This is a genomic window from Streptomyces sp. NPDC020801, assembly GCF_044334385.1.
Lineage (GTDB): Bacteria > Actinomycetota > Actinomycetes > Streptomycetales > Streptomycetaceae > Streptomyces.
This window is the reverse complement of the sequence record NZ_JBIRST010000003.1, coordinates 224,073-248,549: the sequence shown is the minus strand read 5'-3', so window position 1 is coordinate 248,549 and position 24,477 is coordinate 224,073. Positions and strand designations below refer to the sequence as shown.

Genomic DNA, 24,477 nt, shown 5'->3' with positions numbered 1-24,477 from the left:
TGCTCTGCTTGTCCCTTTAAGTCCGCATTCGCGAAGTCAACTGTGCAGTAGCTTGCGTTCATTTCATTGACACCGCTCTGAAGCCGCTACCTAACATGCATGCATAACAGCCGCTTACCAGAGACAGGGCAATGGGTTGAACAGGCATCGTTGGTGGCGCGACGCGGTGATCTACCAGGTGTACGTCCGCAGCTTCCTGGACAGCACCGGCGACGGCATCGGCGATCTGGCCGGGGTCCGGGCCGGGCTGCCGTACCTGAAGAAGCTCGGTGTCGACGGGATCTGGCTCAGCCCCTTCTACCCCTCGCCGCAGCACGACCACGGCTACGACGTGGCCGACTACTGCGACGTCGATGCGCTCTTCGGCGACCTCGCCGAGTTCGACCTGCTGATGGCGGCCGCCCGCCGGCTCGGTGTCAAGGTGCTCCTCGACATCGTCCCCAACCACTGCTCCAGCGAGCACCCCTGGTTCCGCGAGGCGCTCGCCGCGGAGCCCGGCAGCCCGGCCCGCGCCCGCTTCCACTTCGCCGACGGCCGCGGCCCCGACGGCGCCGAGCCGCCCAACAACTGGCACGCCATGTTCGGCGGCCCCGCCTGGAGCCGCGTCACCGACGCGGACGGCCGCCCCGGCCAGTGGTACCTGCACATGTTCACGCCCGAACAGCCCGACTGGAACTGGCGCACCCCCGAGGTCGCCGCCGAGTTCGACCGCGTCCTGCGCTTCTGGCTGGACCGGGGCGTCGACGGCTTCCGCATCGACGTCGCCGCCGGCCTGTACAAGCACCCCGAGCTGCCCGACTCCGACGACCCCGAGGCCGACGCCCGCACCCGCGACTCGGTCAACCCCCTCGCCTGGAACCAGCCAGAGGTGCACGACGTGTGGCGGCACTGGCGGGCGGTGTGCGAGGAGTACACCGCACGCGACGGCCGCGAGCGCCTGCTCGTCGGCGAGGTCTCCGTGCCCAGCGCCCGCGAGCACGCCCAGTACGTCCGCCCGGACGAGCTGCACCAGGCCTTCTTCTTCGATCTGCTGAGCGCCTCCTGGGACGCCGACGCCTTCCGCAAGGTCGTCTCCGAGGCCATGCAGGACATCGCCGGCACCGGCTCCACGGTCACCTGGGTCCTCAACAACCACGACCAGGTCCGCACCGTCACCCGCTACGGCGAGCCCGCCACCGGGGGCAGCGGCCTCGGCGCCGCCCGCGCCCGCGCGGCCGCGCTGCTGATGCTGGCGCTGCCCGGAGCCGCTTACATCTACCAGGGCGAGGAGCTCGGCCTGCCCGAGGTCGTCGACCTGCCCGACGACGTGCTCACCGACCCGATCTTCCGCCGGACCGGAAGCCGGGCCCGCATACGCGACGGCTGCCGGGTGCCGCTGCCGTGGTCCGGCCAGGCGTCCCCGTTCGGCTTCACCTCCGGCGCGGAGGGCGCCAAGCCGTGGCTGCCGCAGCCCGAGTGGTTCGCCGAGCACGCCACCGACCGGGCCCTCGCGGACACCCGCTCCTTCTGGCACCTCTACCGCGACGGCCTGCAACTGCGCGCCGCACTGCCCCAGTTGGGCGAGGGCACACTGCGCTGGCTGGACACCCCGCCCGGCGTCCTCGGCTTCGTCCGCGGCGACGGCCTGGTCTGCGCCGTCAACTTCGGTACGGCCCCCACGCCCGCGCCGGTTCCCGGCTCCCCCCTGCTGACCAGCGGCCCCTGCCCGCCCGGAGTGCTCTCCGGGTCCACGGCCGCCTGGTGGATCACCGACGAGACCCACGACCTCTGAGACCCACGACCTCCGAACCTCCGACAGCAATCGCCCGAACCTCCAACGGCAACCTGATCGGCCGTCAGTTCTCATCCCCGAAGGGACATCAACGATGATGCGACGACGCACCACCCTGCTCACCGGCTGCACCGCCCTCGTCCTCGCGCTCGGCGCGACCGCATGCGGCGGCGACCCCGTCTCCGCCGGCGGCGGTGACAAGCCGCTCACCGGCCAGACGGTCACCGTGGCCGGTGTCTGGTCCGGCAGCGAGCAGAAGAACTTCCAGAAGGTGCTGGACGCGTTCACCGCGAAGACCGGCGCCAAGACGCAGTTCGTGTCCACCGGCGACAACGTCTCCACCGTCGTCGGCAGCAAGATCGAGGGCGGCAACGCCCCCGACGTCGTGATGGTCCCGCAGGTCGGCGTGCTCCAGCAGTTCGCGAAGAAGGGCTGGCTCAAGCCGCTGTCGGCCACCACCCAGCAGGCGGTGGACTCCGGCTACGCGCCGGTGTGGAAGAAGTACGGCACCGTCGGCGACACCCTCTACGGCCTCTACTTCAAGGCGGCCCACAAGTCGACCGTCTGGTACAGCCCCGACGCGCTCACCCAGGCCGGGGTCAAGCCGCCCACGACGTACGACCAGATGCTCAAGGCCGGGCACACCGTCTCCGACTCCGGGCTCGCCGCCTTCGCGGTCGCCGGGCAGGACGGCTGGACCCTCACCGACTGGTTCGAGAACATCTACCTCTCCCAGGCCGGCCCCGAGAAGTACGACGCCCTCGCCGCGCACAAGCTGAAGTGGACCGACGCCAGTGTGGTCAAGGCCCTCGGCACGCTCGGCAAGCTGTTCAAGGACAAGCAGCTGATCGCGGGCGGTCAGAAGGAGGCCCTCAACACCGACTTCCCGGGCTCCGTGGAGAAGGTGTTCGGGCCCAAGCCGCAGGCCGGCATGGTCTTCGAGGGCGACTTCGTCGCCGGCGTCGCCCACGACCAGTTCGGCAAGAGCATCGGCAAGGACGCGAACTTCTTCCCGTTCCCGGCGGTCGACGGTGGCAAGGCGCCGGTGGTCAGCGGCGGTGACGCGGCCGTCGTGCTCAAGGACGGCAAGAACGCCAAGGCCGGCATGAAGCTCCTGGAGTACCTGGCCACCCCCGAGGCCGCGGCCGTGTGGGCGAAGGCGGGCGGCTTCCTGTCCCCGAACAAGAAGCTCGACCTCGCCTCCTACAGCGACGACGTCACCCGCGCCACCGCCAAGTCCCTCGTCGACGCGGGCGACTCGGTCCGCTTCGACATGTCCGACCAGGCCCCGGCGGCCTTCGGCGGCACCAAGGGGGCGGGCGAGTGGAAGCTGCTGCAGGACTTCCTGCGCGACCCCTCCAACCCCAAGGACACCGCGGCAAAGCTGGAGGCCGCGGCGGCCAAGGCGTACCAGGACCAGGGCTGACCCGTCATGACCGCCACCACCCTCACGAAGGAGAAGGGGGCGAGCCCCCCGCCGACCGCATCGCTCGCCGACCGGGCGAGGCGACTGCGGCGGCGGGGGCGCATCGTCGCCCTGCTGTTCGTCCTCCCCGCGCTGCTCCTGCTCGGTGCGCTCGTCGTCTACCCGGTGCTGTTCTCCGTCGGCCGGAGCTTCTTCGACGCCTCCGGCACCCGCTTCGTCGGCGGTGAGAACTACACCGAGATGTTCCGCGACCCGGCGACGCTCAAGGCCATCCGCAACACCACCATCTGGGTGGTGGTGGCCCCGGCGCTGCTGACCGGGCTCGGGCTGATCCTGGCCGTCCTGGTGGAGAAGGTCCGCTGGGCGACCGCGTTCAAGCTGCTGCTCTTCATGCCGATGGCGGTGTCCTTCCTGGCCGCCGGGATCATCTTCCGCCTCGCCTACGACGAGGACCCGAACAAGGGCGTGCTGAACGCCGCCGCGGTCTCGGTCCACGACGTCTTCAACGGCACCTCGTCGTATCCGACGGCGCGTGCCCGCCAGGGCCTGCTGACCCAGGGCCGCGACGGCTCGTACCTGACGGCCCGGAGCGCCTCCCCGGGCGACACGGTGACGCTCCCGATGGTCGGCGTGCTGCCCAAGGACCTGCCCAAGAGTGCCGCGCCGGCCTACCCGGCGGCGGGGCGTAAGGCCGCCTCGGACGAGGTGCGCGGTGTCGTCTACCTGGACTTCACCCCCGGCGGGGGCGGCACCCGGGGCAAGGTCGACCGGCGGGAGAGCGGGCTGCCCGGGATGACGGTCGAGGCGGTGCGCGACGGGCGCACGGTCTCCAGCACCACGACGGCCTCCGACGGCTCCTTCCGCTTCCCGGGTCTGCACGCGGGCTCGTACACGCTGAAGCTGCCGGAATCCAACTTCGCACCGCCGTACCAGGGCATCTCCTGGCTCGGCCCGACGCTCGTCACGCCGGCGATCATCGGGGCGTACCTGTGGATCTGGACCGGCTTCGCGATGGTCCTGATCGGCGCCGGTCTGTCGACGCTGCCGCGGGACGCCCTGGAAGCGGCGCGGATGGACGGGGCCAACGAGTGGCAGATCTTCCGCCGCATCACGGTGCCGCTGCTGGCGCCGGTCCTCACGGTCGTCTTCGTCACCCTCGTCATCAACGTCATGAAGGTCTTCGACCTCGTCTACATCATCGCGCCCGGCCCGGTGCAGGAGGACGCGACGGTGCTGGCGACCCAGATGTGGCTGGTGTCCTTCGGCGGTGGCAACAACCAGGGCCTCGGCAGCGCGCTCGGCGTGCTGCTCCTGCTGCTGGTGGTCCCCGCGATGGTCTTCAACGTCCGCCGTTTCCGAAGGAGTCAGCGATGAACGCGGTCAGGAGGGGTCTGGGCAACGGGCTGGTGCAGGCCTTCCTCGTGGTGATCGGCCTGGTCTGGCTGACCCCGCTGGCGGGGCTGTTCGTCTCCTCGCTGCGGTCGGCCCAGGACACCGCGAAGGGCGGCTGGTGGACGACGCTGACCAGTCCCGGGCAGCTGTCCTTCGGCAACTACTCGGCCCTGCTGAAGAACGCGGGCATCACCCAGGCCTTCTGGAACACGGTGCTGATCTCGGTGCCGGCGACCGTCCTCGTCGTCGTCATCGCGGCGCTCGCCGGATACGCCTTCGCCTGGCTGGACTTCCCGCTCCGCGAGCCGCTCTTCCTGCTGGTGGTGGCCCTGCTGGTGGTGCCGGTGCAGATCGGTCTGCTGCCGGTGGCCAAACTCTTCGGCGCGCTGGGCCTGTTCGGCACGATTCCGGGGGTCGTTCTCTTCCACGTGGCCTACGGACTGCCGTTCGCGGTGTTCCTGTTGCGGAACTACTTCGCGGAGATGCCGAAGGAGATGCTGGAGGCGGCGCGGATGGACGGGGGCAGCGAGTGGCGCATCTTCGTCCAGCTCGTCCTGCCGGTCGGCCGGCCCGCGATCGCCAGCCTCGCCATCTTCCAGTTCCTGTGGGTGTGGAACGACATGCTGGTAGCGCTGCTGTTCGCGGACAGCTCCTCGCAGCCGCTCACTGTGGAACTGCAGTCCCAGATCCGTCAGTTCGGGAGCAACATCGACGTGCTGGCACCCGGAGCCTTCCTGTCGCTGATCGTGCCGGTGGTCGTCTTCTTCGCCTTCCAGCGGCACTTCGTGCAGGGGGTGATGGCGGGGTCGGTGAAGTGAGGGTGCGGTGGGGCGCGGCCGCAACGGCCTCGTCCCCGGTCTCCCGCAGGCTCTGTGAGCAGGGGGACCCCCCGGACGGGCGGCCGGGACACGGGGGCCGCGGCGGTGGGAGGACCGCCGCCGCACCCCCGTTACGCCGAAGCCGGCGGATACAGCGACCTCGGCAGCTGCGAGGCCGCCGCCGTGTCCAGGAGCCACAGGGTGCGGGCGCGGCCCTGGGCGCCCGCTGCCGGGGCCTGGATCTCGCCCGCGCCCGAGAGGGCGATCGCCACCGCGTTCGCCTTGTCCTCGCCGGCCGCCAGGAGCCAGACCTCGCGGGCCGAGCGGATGGCGGGCAGGGTGAGGGAGACGCGGGTGGGCGGGGGCTTGGGGGAGCCGTGGACGCCGACGACCGTGCGCTCGGTCTCCCGCACTCCCGGGTGCTCCGGGAAGAGGGAGGCGACGTGGGTGTCCGGGCCGACGCCCAGCATCAGGACGTCGAAGGTCGGGACCGCGCCGTGGTTCTCGGGACCGGCCGCGCGGGCCAGTTCCCCGGCGTACGCCTCCGCCGCCGCCTCGACGTCCGCGCCGCAGGGGCCGTCCGAGGCGGGCATGGGGTGCACGCGCTTGGGGTCCAGAGGCACGGAGTCCAGCAGCGCCTCGCGGGCCTGAGTGACGTTGCGCTCGGGGTCGCCCTCGGGGAGGAACCGCTCGTCGCCCCACCACAGGTCGAGCCGGCCCCAGTCGATCGCGTCGCGCGCCGGCGCCGCCGCCAGCGCGGCCAGCACGCCGTTGCCGTTGCGGCCGCCCGTCAGGACCACGCTCGCCGAGCCCGTGGAGGCCTGCGCGTCCACGATCTTCGTGATCAGGCGGGCCGCGGCGGCCTGCGCCATCAGTTCCTTGTCGCGGTGGACGACCAGCTGTGGAGTGCTCACTTCGCCGCCGCCTTCCGCTCCGGGACCTTGCGGGCCGTCTTGGCGGCGGCCCGCCCCGCCGGGGCCTTCACCGCCTCCTCCTCGGGCGTGGGCACCGCGACCGGCTCACCGGCCGGGGCCCGCGAGCCGGCCAGCCGGTCCACGCCGAAGCGCAGCGCCGACGCGTAGGTGTCGTCGGGGTCCAGCCGCCGCAGCTCCTCCGCGATCAGCTCGGCCGTGTCGCGGCGCTTCAGCGCCACCGCACGCTCCGGCTGACCCTCGATGGACAGCGTCGCCAGCCTGCCGTCGGCCCGGTCCAGCTTGATCGGGCCGCAGCTGGTGTCCATGCGGACCGCGGTCAGACCCGGCCCGGTGGACAGCGAGCGCCGTACCGGCACCTCCAGCCGGTCCGCGAGCCACATCGCCAGCAGCTCGCAGCTGGGGTTGTACTCCTCGCCCTCCACCTCGACGGCCCTGACCTCGCAGGTGACCTGGTCGAGGGCCGCCGCCAGCATCGAACGCCACGGCGTGATGCGGGTCCACGACAGGTCCGTGTCGCCCGGGCTGTACGCCTCGGCCCGTGCCGCCAGTTCCCGCACCGGCTCCGCGGAGGCGTAGGTGTCGGTGACGCGGCGCTGGGCCAGGGCGCCCAGCGGGTCGTTCGCCGGGTCCAGCGGGGCGTTCACCGCCCACCAGACGACGACGGGGGCGTCCGGCAGCAGCAGCGGCAGGACCACCGACTGGGCGTGCTCGACGACCTCGCCGTACAGCCGCAGCACCACCGTCTCGCCGGTGCCCGCGTCCGCGCCCACCCGCACCTCGGCGTCCAGGCGCGAGGACGTGCGGTCGCGCGGGGTGCGCGACACGCGCCTGATGACCACCAGCGTGCGCGAGGGGTGCTCGTGCGAGGCGTCGTTCGCCGCCTTCAGGGCGTCGTAGGCGTTCTCCTCGTCGGTGACGACGACCAGGGTGAGCACCATGCCGACGGCCGGGGTACCGATGGCGCGGCGGCCCTTCACCAGCGCCTTGTTGATCTTGCCGGCCGTGGTGTCGGTCAGATCTATCTTCATGGCCGGCGCCAGCTCCGTCCGTCTCGTGCGAGCATCTCGTCCGCCTCGGCGGGCCCCCACGTCCCCGACGGGTACTGCGCGGGCTTGCCGTGCTTGTCCCAGTACGCCTCGATCGGGTCGAGGATCTTCCAGGACAGCTCGACCTCCTCGGTGCGCGGGAAGAGGTTGGAGTCGCCCAGCAGCACGTCCAGGATGAGCCGCTCGTACGCCTCCGGGCTGGACTCGGTGAAGGACTCGCCGTAGGCGAAGTCCATCGACACGTCCCGGATCTCCATCGACGTGCCCGGCACCTTGGAGCCGAAGCGGACGGTGACGCCCTCGTCGGGCTGGACGCGGATGACGATCGCGTTCTGGCCCAGCTCCTCGGTGGCCATCGTGTCGAAGGGGGAGTGCGGGGCCCGCTGGAAGACGACCGCGACCTCGGTGACCCGGCGGCCCAGCCGCTTGCCGGTGCGCAGATAGAACGGCACACCCGCCCAGCGGCGGTTGTCGATCTCCAGCTTGACCGCCGCGTAGGTGTCGGTCTTCGACTTCTTGTCGATGCCCTCTTCCTCGAGGTAGCCGATGACCCTCTCGCCGCCCTGCCAGCCGCCCGCGTACTGCCCGCGCACGGTGGACTTGCCGAGGTCCTTCGGCAGCCGGACCGCGCCGAGCACCTTCTCCTTCTCCGCGGCCAGCGCGGCCGCGCCGAAGGAGGCGGGCTCCTCCATGGCGGTCAGCGCCATCAGCTGCAGCAGGTGGTTCTGGATGACGTCGCGGGCGGCACCGATGCCGTCGTAGTAGCCGGCCCGGCCGCCGATGCCGATGTCCTCGGCCATGGTGATCTGCACATGGTCCACGTACGACCGGTTCCAGATCGGCTCGTACATCTGGTTGGCGAAGCGCAGCGCCAGGATGTTCTGGACGGTCTCCTTGCCCAGGTAGTGGTCGATGCGGAAAACCTGTTCCGAGGCGAACACCTCGTGCACGACCTTGTTGAGCTCCTCGGCCGACTTCAGGTCGTGGCCGAACGGCTTCTCGATGACCGCACGCCGCCAGGAGCCGCCGGACTGGTCGGCCAGCCCGTGCTTCTTCAGCTGCTGGATGACCAGCGGGAACGACTTCGGCGGCACGGAGAGGTAGAAGGCGAAGTTGCCGCCCGTGCCCTGCGCCTTGTCCAGTTCCTCGATCGTCCCGCGCAGCCGCTCGAAGGCGTCGTCGTCGTCGAACGTGCCCTGCACGAAGCGCATGCCCTGGATGAGCTGCTGCCAGACCTCCTCGCGGAAGGACGTGCGCGAGTGCTCCTTGACGGCGTCATGCACGACCTGGGCGAAGTCCTCGTGCTCCCAGTCGCGGCGGGCGAAGCCGACCAGGGAGAAGCCCGGCGGCAGCAGACCCCGGTTGGCGAGGTCGTACACGGCGGGCATGAGCTTCTTGCGGGACAGGTCGCCCGTGACGCCGAAGATGACCAGGCCCGACGGCCCCGCGACACGCGGGAGCCGTCGGTCGGCAGGGTCACGGAGCGGGTTCGCTCCGGTGCCGGAGAGGGGGGCCAAGGTCTCAGCCCTCCGAGGGGGCGAGGCGCTCCAGCTCCGCCTCGGTCGACTTCAGCAGGTCGTTCCAGGAGGCCTCGAACTTCTCGACGCCCTCGTCCTCCAGGACCTGGACCACCTCGTCGTAGGAGATCCCGATCTTCTCCAGCGCGTCGAGGTCCGCGCGTGCCTGCTCGTAGGTGCCGGTGACCGCGTCGCCGCGGATCTCGCCGTGCTCCTCGGTGGCCTCCAGGGTTGCCTCCGGCATGGTGTTCACCGTGTTCGGCGCGACCAGCTCCTCGACGTACATGGTGTCCTTGTACGCCTTGTCCTTCACCCCGGTGGAGGCCCACAGCGGACGCTGCCGGTTGGCGCCCGCCTTCTCCAGTGCGCTCCAGCGGTCCGAGGCGAATACCTCCTCGTACGCCTGGTAGGCCAGGCGCGCGTTGGCCACGCCCGCCTTGCCGCGCAGCGCCTTGGCCTCGTCGGTGCCCATTTCGTCGATCCGCCGGTCGATCTCGGTGTCCACCCGGGAGACGAAGAAGGACGCCACCGAGTGGATCTTCGACAGGTCCAGGCCGCGCTCCCTGGCCCTCTCCAGGCCCGTCAGGTAGGCGTCCATGACCTTGCGGTAGCGCTCCAGCGAGAAGATCAGCGTGACGTTGACGCTGATGCCGTTGCCGATGGTCTCGGCGATCGCCGGCAGGCCCGCCTCGGTGGCAGGGATCTTGATGAGGGTGTTCGGGCGGTCCACCAGCCAGGCCAGCTGCCGCGCCTCGGCGACCGTCGCCCTGGCGTTGTGCGCCAGGCGCGGGTCGACCTCGATGGAGACCCGGCCGTCCTGGCCGTCGGTGGCGTCGAAGACCGGGCGCATGATGTCGGCGGCGTCCCGGACGTCCGCCGTGGTGATCATGCGGATGGCCTCTTCGACGGTGACCCGGCGGGCAGCCAGGTCCGCGACCTGCTGGTCGTAGCCGTCGCCCTGCGAGATCGCCTTCTGGAAGATCGTCGGGTTGGTGGTGACGCCCACGACGTGCTGCTGGTCGATCAGCTCGGCGAGGTTGCCGGACGTGATCCGCTTGCGCGACAGGTCGTCCAGCCAGATCGCGACGCCTTCATCGGAGAGGCGCTTCAGTGCGTCTGTCATGGAAATTGCATCTCCTACGTGTCGTGTGTGAGCGTCAGCGCTGGGCGGCGGCGAGGGATTCCCGGGCCTTGGCGATCGATTCCCTCGCCTCGGCGGCGACGTGCTCGGCAGTGAAGCCGAACTCCCGGAAGAGCACCTTGCCGTCGGCCGAAGCACCGAAGTGCTCCAGGGAAACGATGCGCCCGGCGTCTCCCACGTACTTGTGCCAGGTGAGACCGACGCCCGCCTCGACCGCGACGCGCGCCCGCACGGCCGTGGGCAGCACGCTCTCCCGGTACCCCTGGTCCTGCTCCTCGAACCACTCCACGGACGGCATGGACACGACCCGCGTGGGCACACCGTCGGCCTGGAGCTGCTCGCGCGCCTCGACGGCGATGTGCACCTCGGAACCGGTGGCGATCAGGATCACCTGCGGCTCGGTGTTCCGCCCCTCGGGCCCTTCGGCCTCGAACAGGACGTAACCGCCCTTGGCTGCGTCGTCGTTGGGCTCGTACGTCGGAACGCCCTGGCGGGTGAGCGCGAGGCCGTGCGGCGCGCCCTTGCCGTACTCCTTGGTCCAGCGGGTGAGGATCTCGCGCCAGGCGATCGCGGTCTCGTTGGCGTCGGCCGGGCGGACGATGTTCAGACCCGGGATGGCGCGCAGCGACGCGAGGTGCTCGACGGGCTGGTGGGTGGGGCCGTCCTCGCCCAGGCCGATGGAGTCGTGCGTCCACACGTACGTCACCGGCAGGTGCATCAGGGCCGACAGGCGCACGGCGTTGCGCATGTAGTCGGAGAACACCAGGAAGGTGCCGCCGTAGACGCGGGTGTTGCCGTGCAGCGTGATGCCGTTCAGCTCCGCGCCCATCGAGTGCTCGCGGATGCCGAAGTGGATGGTGCGGCCGTACGGGTCGGCCTCCGGCAGCGGGTTGCCCTCGGGCAGGAACGACGACGTCTTGTCGATCGTGGTGTTGTTCGAGCCGGCCAGGTCGGCGGAGCCGCCCCACAGCTCGGGGATCACCTCGCCGAGCGCCTGGAGCACCTTGCCGGAGGCGGCGCGCGTGGCGACGCCCTTGCCCGTCTCGAAGACCGGGATCTTCTCGTCCCAGCCGGTGGGCAGCTCGGCCTTGGCGATGCGGTCGAACTCGGCGGCCCGCTCGGCGTTGCCGTTCCGCCACACCTGGAAGGACTTCTCCCACTCGGAGCGGGCCTGGCGGCCCCGCTCGAGAGCGCCGCGGGTGTGGTTCAGGACCTCGTCGGAGACCTCGAAGTGCCGCTCGGGGTCGAAGCCGAGGACGCGCTTGGTGGCCGCGACCTCCTCCTCGCCCAGCGCCGAGCCGTGTGCGGCCTCGGTGTTCTGTGCGTGCGGGGCCGGCCAGGCGATGATGGAGCGCATCGCGATGAAGGACGGCCGGTCGGTGACCGCCTTGGCCGCCTGGATCGCCGCGAAGATCGCCTGCGGGTCCAGGTCGCCGTCCGCCTTGGGCTCGACGCGCTGCACGTGCCAGCCGTAGGCCTCGTAGCGCTTCACCGTGTCCTCGGAGACGGCCGTCTCGGTGTCACCCTCGATCGAGATGTGGTTGTCGTCCCACAGCAGGATCAGGTTGCCGAGCTTCTGGTGGCCGGCCAGCGAGGAGGCCTCGGCGGAGATGCCCTCCTGCAGACAGCCGTCACCGGCGATGCAGTAGATGAAGTGGTCGAACGGGGACTCGCCCTGCGGGGCCTCGGGGTCGAACAGGCCGCGCTCGTAGCGGGCGGCCATCGCCATGCCCACGGCGTTGGCCACGCCCTGGCCCAGCGGGCCGGTCGTGGTCTCCACGCCGGCGGTGTGCCCGTACTCCGGGTGGCCCGGGGTCTTGGAGCCCCAGGTGCGGAACGACTTCAGGTCGTCCAGCTCCAGGCCGAAGCCGGCCAGGTACAGCTGGGTGTAGAGGGTCAGCGAGGAGTGGCCGGCGGACAGCACGAAGCGGTCGCGCCCCACCCACTGCGGATCGGCCGGGTCGTGCCGCATCACCTTCTGGAAGAGGGTGTAGGCGGCGGGAGCCAGGCTCATCGCCGTGCCGGGATGGCCGTTGCCGACCTTCTGTACGGCATCGGCGGCCAGGACGCGCGCGGTGTCCACCGCGCGCTGGTCCAACTCGGTCCACTCGAGGTCTGTGGTGGTCGGCTTGGTGCTCACCCTGGGTCAGGGCTCCTCTCCACATGTCGGATGCCGGTGTACGTGCCCGCGCACCGGCTGCCGGCGTTCTCGGCGTCGGCCGGCCGCTGCCGAGCCTATCCCGTAAGAACGTGCGTTTTTCCGCGTCATTCCAGAGTGAGGGGACTCCATGAGATCCGCCTCCCCACTGGCTGGTATCCCTGTTCGGCACATGAATACGGGGCCGCTCATCCGATCGCTCAATCGAGCCCCCGCACGCACGTCGGACGGTCGCCCGAACGGCCTCCGGCAGGCACCTCCAAGCACGTCCGCCAACACGACCCCACCCCCGCGAATGTCCGGGTCTGGGCAACGTCTACAGTGGCGTGGTACGCGCGAGCCCTTACCGTGAGTTCACATGGTGGGGGCTCGCTGGGATGTCTCTGTCAGGGGTGTGCGTGACGGCCGTCGAATCCCGTCCAGCGGGGCTGCTCGATGCGAGCCACCAGTCGAGCCACCGGCCGTTCGGGGCCCGTGTCAAGGCGTTCGTGGCGCTGACCAAGCCGCGGATCATCGAGCTGCTGCTGATCACCACCGTCCCGGTGATGTTCCTGGCGCAGCAGGGGGTGCCCGACCTGGGCCTGGTCCTGCTCACCTGCGTCGGCGGCTACCTGTCGGCGGGCGGCGCGAACGCGCTGAACATGTACATCGACCGGGACATCGACGCGCTCATGGACCGCACCTCGCAACGGCCGCTGGTGACCGGCATGGTCAGCCCGCGCGAGTGCCTCGCCTTCGGCATCACGCTTGCGGTCGTCTCGACGCTGCTGTTCGGACTCACCGTCAACTGGCTGTCGGCGTGGCTGTCGCTCGGAGCGCTCCTCTTCTACGTCGTCGTCTACACGATGATCCTCAAAAGGCGTACCTCGCAGAACATCGTCTGGGGCGGCATCGCCGGCTGCATGCCGGTGCTGATCGGCTGGTCCTCGGTCACGAACTCGATGTCCTGGGCGCCGGTCGTCCTCTTCCTCGTCATGTTCTTCTGGACGCCGCCGCACTACTGGCCGCTGTCCATGAAGGTGAAGGACGACTACGCGCGCGTGGGCGTGCCGATGCTGCCGGTCATCGCCTCCAACAAGGTCGTCGCCCGGCAGATCGTGATCTACAGCTGGGTGATGGTGGGGGTCTCGCTGCTGCTGACGCCCCTCGGCTACACCGGCTGGTTCTACACGGCGGTGGCGCTCGCGGCGGGCGGCTGGTGGCTGTGGGAGGCGCACGCGCTGCAGAACCGGGCCAGGGCCGAGGCGACCGGCGGAAAGCTCAAGGAGATGCGCCTGTTCCACTGGTCCATCACCTATGTGTCGCTGCTGTTCGTGGCGGTGGCGGTGGACCCCTTCCTGCGATGACCCCGCTCGGGGGTGCGTGGTCAAAACCACGCACCCATCCCGTCGCCGTTTGATCTACCCGTCGGTAGCATCCTGACCATGGCAGACACGCAGCAGGTTGACCCCAAGGCCGAGCGCAAGGCGACCCGACTCGCCCAGCGGATCGGCTCCTTCTCCAAGGCCCACGGCGGGGCCGAGGGGCAGGTCGCGTACATCGGGGAGCGCGGCGCCCGCATCGTCCTCGTCGGCGAGGACGGCACCTGGGGCGACATCGTGGCGCCCACCTACGCCATCGCCGAGAAGGCGGTGGAGAAGTCCGGAATCACCGTCCACGCGGAGTTCGACGGCGAGTTCGCGGCCAAGGTCAGGACGGGCCCGTACGAGTGGAGCCGCATGGCGGGGATCCAGGTCGGCGGCCCGAGCAACTCCTGAGCAACACCTGACACCGGGTTCACCCGTTAGGACCGTAGGGGCCACCGAGGAAACGGCCCGGGGACACGGTCCAGTCAGGGGGATTCCGGATGATCGAGACGCCGTCCCTCGTGGACCAGTACTGCCACGGCGTACTGAGGACGGAGCTGGGCCTCGGCACCTTCGAGGCCCAGCTGGCCCGGACCGAGGGCCCGCCCGCGCCGGGCACCACCCTCTTCGACACCCAGACCGGTTTCGCCGTGCGCCGCTGGTGCCCCCCGCTGCTCGGTCTGGAGCCGCACTGCCCGCCCGCGCGCTATCTCGCCCGGCGCCGTGAGCTCGGTGTCCTGGAGGCCGGCCGCAGGCTGCTGCGTGGCAGCGGCATCACGACCTACCTCGTCGACACGGGACTGCCCGGAGACCTCACCGGGCCCGGCGAGATGGCGTCCACGGCAGACGCCACCGCCCACGAGATCGTGCGCCTGGAACTCCTGGCGGAGCAGGTGGCGGACACCTCCGGCACCGTCGAGTCCTTCCTCGCCAACCTCGCCGAGTCGGTGCACGGTGCCGCCGCGCACGTTGTCGCCTTCACCTCGGTGGCCGGGGTACGGCACGGTCTGGCGCTCGCGCCCGAGCCGCCGGGACCGGGGGAGGTGCGGGGCGCGGCGGGCCGCTGGCTGGCCGGGCGGCGGGTCGGCGGGGAGCTGAGCGATCCGGTGCTGCTGCGGCACCTGCTGTGGATCGCGGTCGCCTCGGGGCGTCCGCTCCAGCTGCACGCCGGCCTCGGGGAGCCCGGCCTGCGCATCGACCGCACCGATCCGGTCCTGCTCACGGACTTCGTACGGGCGACGGCGGGCCTGGGCACGGACCTCGTGCTGCTGCACGGCTATCCCTTCCACCGCCACGCCGCCCATCTCGCCGGCGTCTTCCCGCATGTGTACGCCGACTCGGGCGCCGCCCTGGTGCGCACCGGTGCCCGGGCCGCCACGATCCTCGCCGAGATCCTGGAGCTGGCCCCCTTCGGCAAGATCCTCTTCTCCAGCGGCGCGCACGGGCTGCCCGAACTGCACGTGGTGGGGGCCCGGCTGTTCACCCAGGCGCTGGGCCGGGTGCTCGGCGGCTGGGTCGCCGAGGGGGCCTGGTCGCGGGGGGACGCGCAGCGGGTGGCCGCCATGGTCGCGGCGGGCAACGCGCGGCGCGTGTACGGGCTGGGGTGAGCCCGCGGGCCCGTGCCTAGGCCTTCGTCAGGGTCGCCTCGGCGGAGGGACCGGGCAGGTCGGCCACCGATTCCGGCCGCTGACGCAGCGACAGCAGCACGAGCAGCACCCCGACCCACACCAGGCACGAGCCCAGCATGTGCAGCGCGACCAGCACTTCGGGCAGGTGCGTGAAGTACTGGACGTAGCCGATGACGCCCTGACCGAGCAGGATCAGGAACAGGTCCCGGGTGCGGTGCAGTGGGCCCTTGGGGGCGTCGACGGCCTTGAGGACGAACCACAGGGCGAACGTCAGCGTCACCACGATCCAGGCGAGCACCGCGTGCAGCTTGGCGACTGTCTCCCAGTCGATCGGGATCCGGTCGACCTCCTTGGAGTCGCCCGCGTGCGGACCCGCGCCGGTGACCACCGTGCCCACCGCGATCAGCAGCACGCTCGCGGCGACCAGGAACCACACCAGCTGCCGCACGGCCGTGCCGACCAGCGGACGCGGCGCCGCGTCACCCTCGCGGGTGCGCTGCCACATCACCGTGGCGACCGCGATCAGCGCCGTGGACAGCAGGAAGTGCGCCGCGACCGTGTAGGGGTTCAGGCCGACGAGCACCACGACGCCGCCGAGCACCGCGTTGCCCATGACGACCCAGAACTGCGCCCAGCCCAGCCGGGTCAGACTGCGCCGCCACGGCTTCTGGGAGCGCGCGGCGATGATCGCCCAGCCGACGGCCGCGCACAGCACGTACGTCAGCATCCGGTTGCCGAACTCGATGACGCCGTGCAGACCCATCGCCCGGGTGGTGGTGAGCGAGTCGTCGGTGCAGGTGGGCCAGGTCGGGCAGCCGAGGCCCGAGCCGGTCAGCCGGACGGCGCCACCGGTGACGACGATGATCACGCCCATGGCGAGCGCGGCGAGAGCCGCCCGCTGGACGGTCCTCGGGTGCGGGGTCCAGCGTGCGGCGATGAAGGCGAGCGGGTTGCGCGCGGCGGCCACGGCGTCGGCGCGGGTCAGATTTGGCACGCGTCCCATCGTAGGCGGCTGCTTGTGCACGCTTTCACGAGGGTCCACCGGATGCCCTGCCTCCCTACTCCCAGCGGAAGAACCTCCCGGCGGCCGCCAGCCCCACGACCGCCCACGCGGCGAGGATGCCGAGGTCGCCCCAGGGCATGCCGCCCCCGTGCTGGAGCACGTCCCGCAGCCCGCCGGAGAGCGCGGAGATGGGCAGGAACTGCAGCACGTGCTGGACTCCGGAGGGGAACTTGGCCAGCGGCACGACCACCCCTCCGCCGACGAGCAGCAGCAGGAAGACCAGGTTGCCGGCGGCCAGCGTGGCCTCGGCCTTGAGCGTCCCCGCCATCAGCAGGCCCAGCCCGGAGAAGGCGGCCGTGCCGAGGACGAGCAGCAGGAGCACGGCGAGCGGGTTGCCGTGCGGCGACCAGCCGAGCGCGAAGGCGATCACGGTCAGCAGAACGACCTGCAGGACCTCCGTGACCAGCACGGACGCCGTCTTGGCGGCCATCAGGCCCCAGCGGGGCAGCGGCGTGGAGGCCAGCCGCTTCAGCACGCCGTAGCGCCGCTCGAAGCCGGTCGCGATGGCCTGGCCGGTGAAGGCCGTCGACATCACGGCGAGGGCGAGGACGCCGGGCGCGAGGAAGTCCACGGACCTGCCCGCGCCGGTGTCCACGATGTCCACGGAGCTGAACAGCACCAGCAGCAGCGTGGGGATGACCACGGTGAGCAGCAGCTGCTCGCCGTTGCGCAGCAGCATCCTGGTCTCCAGCACCGCCTGCGCCGCGATCATGCGGGGCAGCGGGGCCGCGCCGGGCTTCGGGGTGTACGTGCCCGTGGCGGGGCCGGTGGCAGTGGTCACGAGCGCAGCTCCTTGCCGGTCAGCTCCAGGAAGACGTCCTCCAGAGTGTGCCGCTCCACGGAGATCCTCTCCGGCATCACCCCGTGCTGGGCGCACCACGACGTCACCGTCGCGAGCAGTTGCGGGTCGACCCTGCCGGTGACCCGGTACGCGCCCGGTGTCAGCTCGGCGGCGGAGCAGTCGGCGGGCAGTGCCTTGAGCAGGGACCCGACGTCGAGACCGGGCCGGCCGGTGAAGCGCAGGGTGTTCTCCGCCCCGCCGCGGCACAGTTCCTCCGGGGAGCCCTGGGCGATGACCCGGCCCGCGTCGATGATCGCGACGTCGTCGGCGAGCTGCTCGGCCTCCTCCATGTAGTGCGTGGTGAGGATCACGGACACGCCGTCCGTGCGCAGGTCGCGCACCAGGTCCCAGGTGGCCCGGCGGGCCTGCGGGTCGAGTCCCGCGGTCGGCTCGTCGAGGAACACCAGCTCCGGCCGGCCCACGACGGCCATGGCGAGCGCGAGCCGCTGCTGCTGTCCACCGGACAGCCTGCGGTAGCTGGTCCGGCCGCCGCTGCCGAGCCCGAGCCGCTCGATGAGTGCGTCCACGTCCAGGGGCTGTGCGTGCAGCCTGGCGACATGGCGCAGCATCTCGTCGGCCCGCGCGCCCGAGTAGACGCCCCCGGACTGCAGCATCACACCGATCCGGGGTCTCAGCTCGGCGGACTGTCCGACCGGGTCGAGGCCCAGGACGCGCACCGTGCCGGCATCCGGCCTCCGGTACCCCTCGCAGGTCTCGACCGTCGTCGTCTTGCCCGCACCGTTGGGACCGAGCACGGCGGTCACACCCGCCTGGGCCGTCAGGTCGAGGCCGTCCACGGCGGTCTTCGTGCCGTACCGCTTCACCAGGGCCTGAACCTGGACCACGGGCTCACTTCGCATGGGTCCAGAGTCTAGGTACGCGCCGTGCGCCTCAGACGGGCGGGTGGCAGAACTCCTCCTCACGGGGCCGGTGCACCGGCGGCCACCGCTCGGCGTCGGCCACCGCGCCGGCCAGGCCGAACGGCCGCGGCGGCGCCCACCTTTCCCCGGACGACCGCACGGTCCCGTTCGAAGTCGTGTCCGGGCCCGCCGAACCGCACGGAGGCGATCGACACCCCGGTCACGGTCTCCCACCCGCCCGGACCGGGCCGTCCCACGTCGGCCAGCGGTGCCGGTGTCCGGTACCCGGCCAGATGGAAGCAGGTGCAGGAGCGTACCCGGCAACCCAGCAGGAGCACCCGGGCGCCGAGGGCCTCCAGGCCGGCCGGCGGGCTGTTCCCCACCGCCTCGACGGCGCGGGCGGTACCCCCGGCCCAGAGGGCCCCAGGACGACCGAGACGGCTCCGCCGCAGACCCGGCCGGGGGAACTCGGCGAGGAGTGCACCGGAAGGATCCCGCCCGGGCGCACACCCGGCTCGCGCAGCTGGGCCGCGACGGTGTCCCGGGTCACAAGAGGGCCCGGTCGGAGGGGGTGTCGGCGGGGTCGTGGAGCGTCGCCGAAGCCCCTCGCCGGCGCCACCGAAGTGATCGGGCCGTCCCCGGCGACCGCCGGGCCGCCGACCGTTTCCGCAGGTCGGATTAGGTTCACCTAAGTGACACAGGGCACCGTCCACCCGGACCAGCGCCGCTTGTCACGGCTCGAGGAATTACGCAACAATGGCGTTGTGAAAAACGTCGGCGAGGCTCGGGAGATCCCCACGGGGGCCCCTCAGGAGGAGCTCGCGGCTGGGTTGCGCTCGGACCGTTCGACACGCAACCGGGTCGCGCGGTCCATCCTGGACCACGGCCCGTCGACCGTCGCCGAACTGGCCGGCCGGCTGGGGCTCACCCAGGCCGCCGTGCGGCGCCATCTGGACGCCCTGGTCGCCGACGACGTCGTCGAGGCCCGGGAACAGCGGGTGTACGGGGCGCGTACCCGCGGCCGTCCCGCCAAGGTCTTCGCGCTCACCGACTGCGGCCGGGACGCCTTCGACCAGTCGTACGACACGCTCGCCGCGGACGCGCTGCGCTGGATCGCCCGGCAGGAGGGCGGCCAGGAGGCGGTCGCCGCCTTCGCCCGGGCCCGGATCGCCGCGCAGGCGAGCGCGTACCGCAAGGCCATCGAGGGTGCCACCCCCGACAAGCGCGCCGAAGCGCTGGCCAAGGCCCTGAGTGCAGACGGGTACGCTGCTACGGCGCGGAGCGCACCGGTCGGCGAGCAGCTCTGTCAGCACCACTGCCCGGTCGCCCATGTCGCGGAGCAGTTCCCCCAGCTGTGCGAGGCGGAGACGGAGATCTTCGCCGAACTGCTGGGTACTCACGTCCAGCGACTGGCGACCATCGCCCACGGCGACGGCGTCTGCACCACGTTCATCCCCAAGATTTCCAACGACGCATCTGCTAGCACGGCCGGGAGGAACCCCGCATGACTCTCCCCACGGAGACTGCCCACCCCGAACTCGAGGGCCTGGGCAAGTACGAATACGGCTGGGCCGACTCCGACGAGGCCGGAGCCTCTGCCAAGCGCGGTCTGAGTGAGCACGTCGTCCGGGACATCTCCGCGAAGAAGAACGAGCCGGAGTGGATGACCAAGCTCCGTCTCAAGGGCCTGAGGCTCTTCGAGAAGAAGCCCATGCCGAACTGGGGCTCGGACCTGTCGGGGATCGACTTCGACAACATCAAGTACTTCGTGCGCTCCACGGAGAAGCAGGCGGAGTCCTGGGAGGACCTGCCCGAGGACATCAAGAACACCTACGACAAGCTGGGCATCCCCGAGGCGGAGAAGCAGCGCCTCGTCGCCGGTGTCGCCGCCCAGTACGAGTCGGAGGTCGTCTACCACCAGATCCGCGAGGACCTGGAGGAGCAGGGCGTCATCTTCCTGGACACCGACACCGCGCTGAAGGAGCACCCGGAGCTCTTCAAGGAGTACTTCGGCACGGTCATCCCGGCCGGTGACAACAAGTTCGCGTCGCTGAACACCGCCGTGTGGTCGGGCGGCTCCTTCATCTACGTCCCGCCGGGCGTGCACGTGGAGATCCCGCTCCAGGCCTACTTCCGCATCAACACGGAGAACATGGGCCAGTTCGAGCGCACGCTGATCATCGTCGACGAGGGTGCCTACGTGCACTACGTCGAGGGCTGTACGGCCCCGATCTACAAGTCGGACTCGCTGCACTCCGCGGTCGTCGAGATCATCGTCAAGAAGAACGCCCGCTGCCGCTACACGACCATCCAGAACTGGTCGAACAACGTCTACAACCTGGTCACCAAGCGCGCCGTGGCCTACGAGGGCGCGACCATGGAGTGGATCGACGGCAACATCGGCTCCAAGGTGACGATGAAGTACCCGGCCGTCTACCTGATGGGCGAGCACGCCAAGGGCGAGACCCTCTCCATCGCCTTCGCGGGCGAGGGCCAGCACCAGGACGCCGGTTCCAAGATGGTCCACATGGCGCCGAACACCTCCTCCAACATCGTCTCCAAGTCGGTGGCGCGTGGCGGCGGCCGCACCTCCTACCGCGGACTGGTCGAGATCGGCGAGGGCGCCGCCGGGTCGAAGTCGAACGTGCTGTGCGACGCGCTGCTCGTCGACACGATCTCCCGCTCCGACACGTACCCGTACGTCGACGTCCGTGAGGACGACGTGTCCATGGGCCACGAGGCGACCGTCTCCAAGGTCTCCGAGGACCAGCTCTTCTACCTGATGAGCCGCGGTCTGAGCGAGTTCGAGGCGATGGCGATGATCGTGCGCGGCTTCGTCGAGCCCATCGCCAAGGAGCTGCCCATGGAGTACGCCCTCGAGCTCAACCGGCTGATCGAGCTGCAGATGGAAGGCGCGGTCGGCTGACCCCCGTCCTCCGCAGGCAGCAGCAGATTTCTTGACGTAGGAAGAGAGCACAACGACAGCCATGGCTGAGGCTCAGAACATTCCGGTGGGCTCCACCACCGCCGGCCAGATCGCGGTCGCCGCCGAGTCGACCGTCGCCACGCGCATGAGCGCGCCGCCCTCCTTCGACGTGGCGGACTTCCCGGTCCCGCACGGCCGTGAGGAGGAGTGGCGGTTCACTCCGCTGGAGCGCCTGCGCGGGCTGCACGACGGCACCGCGGTCGCGACCGGCGAGGGCGTGAAGGTCGTCGTCGAGGCTCCCGAGGGCGTGCGGGTCGAGACCGTCGGCCGCGACGACGCCCGGCTCGGCAGGGCGGGCACCCCGGTGGACCGCGTCGCCGCCCAGGCGTACTCCGCCTTCGAGAAGGCCTCGGTCGTGACCGTGCCGAAGGAGACCGTCCTCACCGAGCCGATCCGCATCGGCGTGCACGGCGAGGGCGGCACCGCCTACGGCCACCAGGTGATCGAGCTGGGCGCCTTCGCCGAGGCGGTCGTGGTCATCGACCACACCGGTGACGCGGTGCTCGCCGCCAACGTCGACTACGTGCTGGGCGACGGCGCCAAGCTGACCGTCGTGTCGGTCCAGGACTGGGACGAGAAGGCCGTCCACGTCGGCCAGCACAACGCGCTGGTCGGCCGCGACGCCTCCTTCAAGTCGGTCGTGGTCACCTTCGGCGGCGACCTCGTACGACTGCACCCGCGAGTGTCGTACGCGGGCACCGGAGGCGAGGCCGAGCTGTTCGGGCTCTACTTCACCGACGCGGGCCAGCACCAGGAGCACCGCCTCCTGGTCGACCACAACACCCCGCACTGCAAGTCGAACGTCGCCTACAAGGGCGCGCTCCAGGGCGACAACGCGCACGCCGTGTGGATCGGCGACGTGCTGATCGAGGCCAAGGCCGAGGGCACCGACACCTACGAGATGAACCGCAACCTGGTTCTGACCGACGGCGCCCGGGTCGACTCCGTGCCGAACCTGGAGATCGAGACCGGCGAGATCGTCGGCGCCGGCCACGCCTCCGCCACCGGCCGCTTCGACGACGAGCAGCTCTTCTACCTGATGGCCCGCGGCATCCCGGAGCACGACGCCCGCCGCCTGGTGGTCCGCGGCTTCTTCGCCGAGCTGGTCCAGCAGATCGGTGTCGCCGACATCGAGGAGCGCCTCATCGCCAAGATCGAGCAGGAGCTGGAGGCGTCGGTCGCATGACCACCTTCGTACGCGCCTGTGGGCTGAGCGAGCTGGAGGAGAACACCCCGAAGCGGGTGGAACTCGACGGCACGCCGGTCTCGGTCGTGAAGACCGAGGGGGAGGTGTTCGCCATCTTCGACATCTGCTCGCACGCGAACGTCTCGCTCGCCGAGGGCGAGGTGGAGGACTGCCAGATCGAGTGCTGGCTGCACGGCTCCAGCTTCGACCTGCGCACCGGCAAGCCGTCCGGCCTTCCCGCGACGCGCCCCGTCCCCGTATACCCCGTAAAGATCGAAGGGGACGACGTGCTCGTCTCCCTCACCCAGGAGTCCTGAGGCACCCATGGCAACGCTTGAAATCCGAGACCTGCACGTCACCGTCGAGGCCGACAACGCCACGAAGGAGATCCTCAAGGGCGTCGACCTCACCGTGAAGCAGGGGGAGACGCACGCCATCATGGGCCCCAACGGCTCGGGCAAGTCGACCCTCGCCTACTCGCTCGCGGGTCACCCCAAGTACACGGTCACCGGCGGCACCGTGCTGCTCGACGGCGAGGACGTCCTGGAGATGTCCGTCGACGAGCGCGCCCGCGCGGGCCTGTTCCTGGCGATGCAGTACCCGGTGGAGGTCCCCGGCGTCTCGGTCTCCAACTTCCTGCGCACGTCCGCGACCGCGATCCGCGGCGAGGCCCCCAAGCTGCGCACCTGGGTCAAGGAGGTCAAGGAGACCATGGAGCGTCTCCACATGGACCCCTCCTTCGCCGAGCGCAACGTCAACGAGGGCTTCTCCGGCGGTGAGAAGAAGCGCCACGAGATCCTCCAGCTGGAGCTGCTCAAGCCGAAGATCGCGATTCTCGACGAGACGGACTCCGGCCTGGACGTCGACGCCCTGCGGATCGTCTCCGAGGGCGTGAACCGCGTCCGCGGGACCGGCGAGGTCGGCACCCTGCTGATCACGCACTACACGCGCATCCTGCGCTACATCAAGCCCGACTACGTCCACGTCTTCTCCGGCGGCCGGATCGTCGAGTCCGGCGGTGCCGAGCTCGCCGACAAGCTGGAGGACGAGGGCTACGAGGCGTACACGAAGGGTGGCGCATCCGCGTGACACAGCTGCCGGGCCTCCTCGACACCGAGGCGATCCGCAAGGACTTCCCCGTCCTGGACCGGGTCGTCCACGACGGCAAGAAGCTCGTCTACCTGGACAACGCGGCGACCTCCCAGACCCCGCGCCAGGTGCTCGACGTGCTGGCCGAGTACTACGAACAGCACAACGCCAACGTCCACCGCGGCGTGCACGTGCTCGCCGAGGAGGCCACGGCGCTGTACGAGGGCGCACGCGACAAGGTCGCGGCGTTCATCAACGCGCCGAGCCGCGACGAGGTGATCTTCACCAAGAACGCCTCCGAGTCGCTCAACCTCGTGGCGAACATGCTCGGCTGGGCCGACGAGCCCTACCGCGTGGACCACGAGACCGAGATCGTCATCACGGAGATGGAGCACCACTCCAACATCGTCCCCTGGCAGCTGCTCGCGCAGCGCACGGGCGCGAAGCTGAAGTGGTTCGGCCTGACCGACGACGGCCGCCTCGACCTGTCGAACATCGACGAGATCATCACGGAGAAGACGAAGATCGTCTCCTTCGTGCTGGTGTCCAACATCCTCGGCACCGTGAACCCGGTCGAGGCGATAGTCCGCCGGGCTCAGGAAGTCGGCGCCCTGGTCTGCATCGACGCCTCCCAGGCCGCCCCCCACATGCCGCTGGACGTGCAGGCCCTGCAGGCCGACTTCGTGGCCTTCACCGGCCACAAGATGTGCGGCCCGACCGGCATCGGCGTGCTCTGGGGCCGCCAGGAACTGCTGGAGGACCTGCCTCCGTTCCTCGGCGGCGGCGAGATGATCGAGACGGTGTCGATGCACTCGTCGACATACGCCCCCGCCCCGCACAAGTTCGAGGCGGGCACCCCGCCGATCTCGCAGGCGATCGGTCTGGGCGCGGCGATCGACTACCTGAACGCGATCGGGATGGACAAGATCCTCGCCCATGAGCACGCCCTCACCGAGTACGCGGTGAAGCGGCTGGCGGAGGTGCCCGACCTCAGGATCATCGGCCCCACCACGGCCGAGGACCGGGGCGCGGCGATCTCCTTCACACTGGGCGACATCCACCCGCACGACGTGGGCCAGGTTCTCGACGAGCAGGGCATCGCGGTGCGCGTGGGCCACCACTGCGCGCGGCCGGTCTGCCTCAGGTACGGAATTCCTGCGACCACGCGAGCGTCGTTCTATCTGTACTCCACGCCGGCCGAGATCGATGCTCTGGTCGACGGCCTGGAGCACGTACGGAACTTCTTCGGCTGACGGGACGGGACGAGCGATCGC

21 protein-coding genes and 1 pseudogene are annotated in these 24,477 nt (G+C 70.5%); 13 read left to right on the top strand and 9 right to left on the bottom strand.

What is annotated here, in order from left to right:
- The first annotated feature begins 136 nt into the window (after positions 1-136).
- The 4 genes from ACH4UM_RS08560 to ACH4UM_RS08545 all read left to right on the top strand — a co-directional run bounded on the left by ACH4UM_RS08560 (position 137) and on the right by ACH4UM_RS08545 (position 5,407).
- Entirely contained in the window at positions 137-1,771 is a 1,635-nt protein-coding gene (locus ACH4UM_RS08560; RefSeq protein WP_398175451.1) for an alpha-amylase family glycosyl hydrolase, read from the top strand.
- A 94-nt stretch (positions 1,772-1,865) separates the two neighbouring features.
- Entirely contained in the window at positions 1,866-3,197 is a 1,332-nt protein-coding gene (locus tag ACH4UM_RS08555; protein WP_398175449.1) for an ABC transporter substrate-binding protein, read from the top strand.
- Between the two features lie 6 nt (positions 3,198-3,203).
- Positions 3,204-4,571, top strand: coding sequence for an ABC transporter permease subunit (locus ACH4UM_RS08550; protein WP_398175447.1), 1,368 nt, complete (start codon positions 3,204-3,206; stop codon positions 4,569-4,571).
- Positions 4,568-5,407, top strand: a complete 840-nt coding sequence (locus ACH4UM_RS08545; RefSeq protein WP_398175445.1) for a carbohydrate ABC transporter permease — start codon at positions 4,568-4,570, stop codon at positions 5,405-5,407. Before ACH4UM_RS08550 ends, ACH4UM_RS08545 begins: the two co-directional genes overlap by 4 nt.
- Before the next feature lie 131 nt (positions 5,408-5,538).
- On the opposite strand, the gene pgl is transcribed toward ACH4UM_RS08545, so the two are convergent.
- Genes pgl through tkt form a run of 5 tightly spaced genes read right to left on the bottom strand, consistent with a single transcriptional unit; the run spans position 5,539 to position 12,186 of the window.
- Positions 5,539-6,321 carry a 6-phosphogluconolactonase gene (gene pgl, locus ACH4UM_RS08540; RefSeq protein ID WP_398175443.1) on the bottom strand — a complete coding sequence of 261 codons (783 nt, stop codon included), beginning with the start codon at positions 6,319-6,321 and terminating at the stop codon, positions 5,539-5,541.
- Entirely contained in the window at positions 6,318-7,370 is a 1,053-nt protein-coding gene (gene opcA / locus ACH4UM_RS08535) for a glucose-6-phosphate dehydrogenase assembly protein OpcA (RefSeq protein WP_398175441.1), read from the bottom strand. The genes pgl and opcA overlap by 4 nt, the downstream gene beginning before the upstream one ends.
- Positions 7,367-8,905 (bottom strand): glucose-6-phosphate dehydrogenase, encoded by a 1,539-nt coding sequence (zwf, locus tag ACH4UM_RS08530; protein ID WP_398175439.1) that lies wholly within the window; start codon positions 8,903-8,905, stop codon positions 7,367-7,369. Before zwf ends, opcA begins: the two co-directional genes overlap by 4 nt.
- Before the next feature lie 4 nt (positions 8,906-8,909).
- Positions 8,910-10,028, bottom strand: a complete 1,119-nt coding sequence (gene tal / locus ACH4UM_RS08525; RefSeq protein WP_398175437.1) for a transaldolase — start codon at positions 10,026-10,028, stop codon at positions 8,910-8,912.
- A gap of 34 nt (positions 10,029-10,062) precedes the next feature.
- Positions 10,063-12,186, bottom strand: coding sequence for a transketolase (gene tkt / locus ACH4UM_RS08520; RefSeq protein WP_398175435.1), 2,124 nt, complete (start codon positions 12,184-12,186; stop codon positions 10,063-10,065).
- Positions 12,187-12,596: 410 nt separating this feature from the next.
- Between tkt and ACH4UM_RS08515 the strand changes: the two genes are divergently transcribed.
- From ACH4UM_RS08515 to ACH4UM_RS08505, 3 genes are all read left to right on the top strand, one after another.
- Complete coding sequence (locus tag ACH4UM_RS08515) at positions 12,597-13,550, top strand: heme o synthase (RefSeq protein WP_398175911.1); 954 nt, start codon at positions 12,597-12,599, stop codon at positions 13,548-13,550.
- Positions 13,551-13,628: 78 nt separating this feature from the next.
- Positions 13,629-13,961 carry a hypothetical protein gene (locus tag ACH4UM_RS08510; RefSeq protein WP_398175433.1) on the top strand — a complete coding sequence of 111 codons (333 nt, stop codon included), beginning with the start codon at positions 13,629-13,631 and terminating at the stop codon, positions 13,959-13,961.
- 89 nt (positions 13,962-14,050) lie between these two features.
- Positions 14,051-15,157 (top strand): amidohydrolase family protein, encoded by a 1,107-nt coding sequence (locus ACH4UM_RS08505; protein WP_398175431.1) that lies wholly within the window; start codon positions 14,051-14,053, stop codon positions 15,155-15,157.
- 16 nt (positions 15,158-15,173) lie between these two features.
- On the opposite strand, the gene ACH4UM_RS08500 is transcribed toward ACH4UM_RS08505, so the two are convergent.
- The 4 genes and pseudogenes from ACH4UM_RS08500 to ACH4UM_RS08485 form a co-directional block, all read right to left on the bottom strand.
- The gene (locus ACH4UM_RS08500; RefSeq protein WP_398175429.1) at positions 15,174-16,181 is read right to left on the bottom strand and encodes a heme A synthase; all 1,008 of its coding nucleotides are present in this window, start codon (positions 16,179-16,181) and stop codon (positions 15,174-15,176) included.
- A 55-nt stretch (positions 16,182-16,236) separates the two neighbouring features.
- Entirely contained in the window at positions 16,237-16,953 is a 717-nt protein-coding gene (locus ACH4UM_RS08495) for an ABC transporter permease (protein WP_398175909.1), read from the bottom strand.
- Positions 16,954-17,018: 65 nt separating this feature from the next.
- Positions 17,019-17,942: an ABC transporter ATP-binding protein gene (locus ACH4UM_RS08490; protein ID WP_398175427.1), complete on the bottom strand. Its 924-nt coding sequence runs from the start codon at positions 17,940-17,942 to the stop codon at positions 17,019-17,021.
- A 31-nt stretch (positions 17,943-17,973) separates the two neighbouring features.
- Positions 17,974-18,520 (bottom strand): annotated as a pseudogene (locus ACH4UM_RS08485) (AAC(3) family N-acetyltransferase); the annotation flags it as partial.
- A gap of 186 nt (positions 18,521-18,706) precedes the next feature.
- Here ACH4UM_RS08485 and ACH4UM_RS08480 point away from each other — a divergent pair.
- The 6 genes from ACH4UM_RS08480 (at position 18,707) to ACH4UM_RS08455 (ending at position 24,456) form a co-directional block, all read left to right on the top strand.
- On the top strand, positions 18,707-19,450 hold the full coding sequence (locus tag ACH4UM_RS08480; RefSeq protein WP_398175425.1) for a helix-turn-helix transcriptional regulator: 744 nt from the start codon (positions 18,707-18,709) through the stop codon (positions 19,448-19,450).
- A complete protein-coding gene (sufB, locus tag ACH4UM_RS08475) occupies positions 19,447-20,868 on the top strand; it encodes a Fe-S cluster assembly protein SufB (RefSeq protein ID WP_398175423.1) in 1,422 nt (473 codons plus the stop codon). Before ACH4UM_RS08480 ends, sufB begins: the two co-directional genes overlap by 4 nt.
- A 61-nt stretch (positions 20,869-20,929) precedes the next feature.
- Positions 20,930-22,114 (top strand): Fe-S cluster assembly protein SufD, encoded by a 1,185-nt coding sequence (gene sufD / locus ACH4UM_RS08470; RefSeq protein ID WP_398175421.1) that lies wholly within the window; start codon positions 20,930-20,932, stop codon positions 22,112-22,114.
- Positions 22,111-22,431, top strand: a complete 321-nt coding sequence (locus ACH4UM_RS08465; RefSeq protein WP_398175419.1) for a non-heme iron oxygenase ferredoxin subunit — start codon at positions 22,111-22,113, stop codon at positions 22,429-22,431. The genes sufD and ACH4UM_RS08465 overlap by 4 nt, the downstream gene beginning before the upstream one ends.
- Positions 22,432-22,438: 7 nt before the next feature.
- Complete coding sequence (gene sufC, locus ACH4UM_RS08460) at positions 22,439-23,203, top strand: Fe-S cluster assembly ATPase SufC (protein ID WP_398175417.1); 765 nt, start codon at positions 22,439-22,441, stop codon at positions 23,201-23,203.
- The gene (locus ACH4UM_RS08455; RefSeq protein WP_398175415.1) at positions 23,200-24,456 is read left to right on the top strand and encodes a cysteine desulfurase; all 1,257 of its coding nucleotides are present in this window, start codon (positions 23,200-23,202) and stop codon (positions 24,454-24,456) included. Before sufC ends, ACH4UM_RS08455 begins: the two co-directional genes overlap by 4 nt.
- Positions 24,457-24,477 lie beyond the last annotated feature (21 nt).

What these genes read in the sequence shown, in the direction of transcription:
- ACH4UM_RS08555 (WP_398175449.1), top strand. Translation starts at nt 1,866, where the DNA reads ATGATGCGACGACGCACCACCCTGCTCACCGGCTGCACCGCCCTCGTC.
- ACH4UM_RS08550 (WP_398175447.1), top strand. Translation starts at nt 3,204, where the DNA reads ATGACCGCCACCACCCTCACGAAGGAGAAGGGGGCGAGCCCCCCGCCG.
- ACH4UM_RS08545 (WP_398175445.1), top strand. Translation starts at nt 4,568, where the DNA reads ATGAACGCGGTCAGGAGGGGTCTGGGCAACGGGCTGGTGCAGGCCTTC.
- opcA (WP_398175441.1), bottom strand. Translation starts at nt 7,370, where the DNA reads ATGAAGATAGATCTGACCGACACCACGGCCGGCAAGATCAACAAGGCG.
- tal (WP_398175437.1), bottom strand. Translation starts at nt 10,028, where the DNA reads ATGACAGACGCACTGAAGCGCCTCTCCGATGAAGGCGTCGCGATCTGG.
- ACH4UM_RS08510 (WP_398175433.1), top strand. Translation starts at nt 13,629, where the DNA reads ATGGCAGACACGCAGCAGGTTGACCCCAAGGCCGAGCGCAAGGCGACC.
- ACH4UM_RS08505 (WP_398175431.1), top strand. Translation starts at nt 14,051, where the DNA reads ATGATCGAGACGCCGTCCCTCGTGGACCAGTACTGCCACGGCGTACTG.
- ACH4UM_RS08500 (WP_398175429.1), bottom strand. Translation starts at nt 16,181, where the DNA reads ATGGGACGCGTGCCAAATCTGACCCGCGCCGACGCCGTGGCCGCCGCG.
- ACH4UM_RS08495 (WP_398175909.1), bottom strand. Translation starts at nt 16,953, where the DNA reads ATGATCGCGGCGCAGGCGGTGCTGGAGACCAGGATGCTGCTGCGCAAC.
- ACH4UM_RS08490 (WP_398175427.1), bottom strand. Translation starts at nt 17,942, where the DNA reads ATGCGAAGTGAGCCCGTGGTCCAGGTTCAGGCCCTGGTGAAGCGGTAC.
- sufB (WP_398175423.1), top strand. Translation starts at nt 19,447, where the DNA reads ATGACTCTCCCCACGGAGACTGCCCACCCCGAACTCGAGGGCCTGGGC.
- sufD (WP_398175421.1), top strand. Translation starts at nt 20,930, where the DNA reads ATGGCTGAGGCTCAGAACATTCCGGTGGGCTCCACCACCGCCGGCCAG.
- ACH4UM_RS08465 (WP_398175419.1), top strand. Translation starts at nt 22,111, where the DNA reads ATGACCACCTTCGTACGCGCCTGTGGGCTGAGCGAGCTGGAGGAGAAC.
- sufC (WP_398175417.1), top strand. Translation starts at nt 22,439, where the DNA reads ATGGCAACGCTTGAAATCCGAGACCTGCACGTCACCGTCGAGGCCGAC.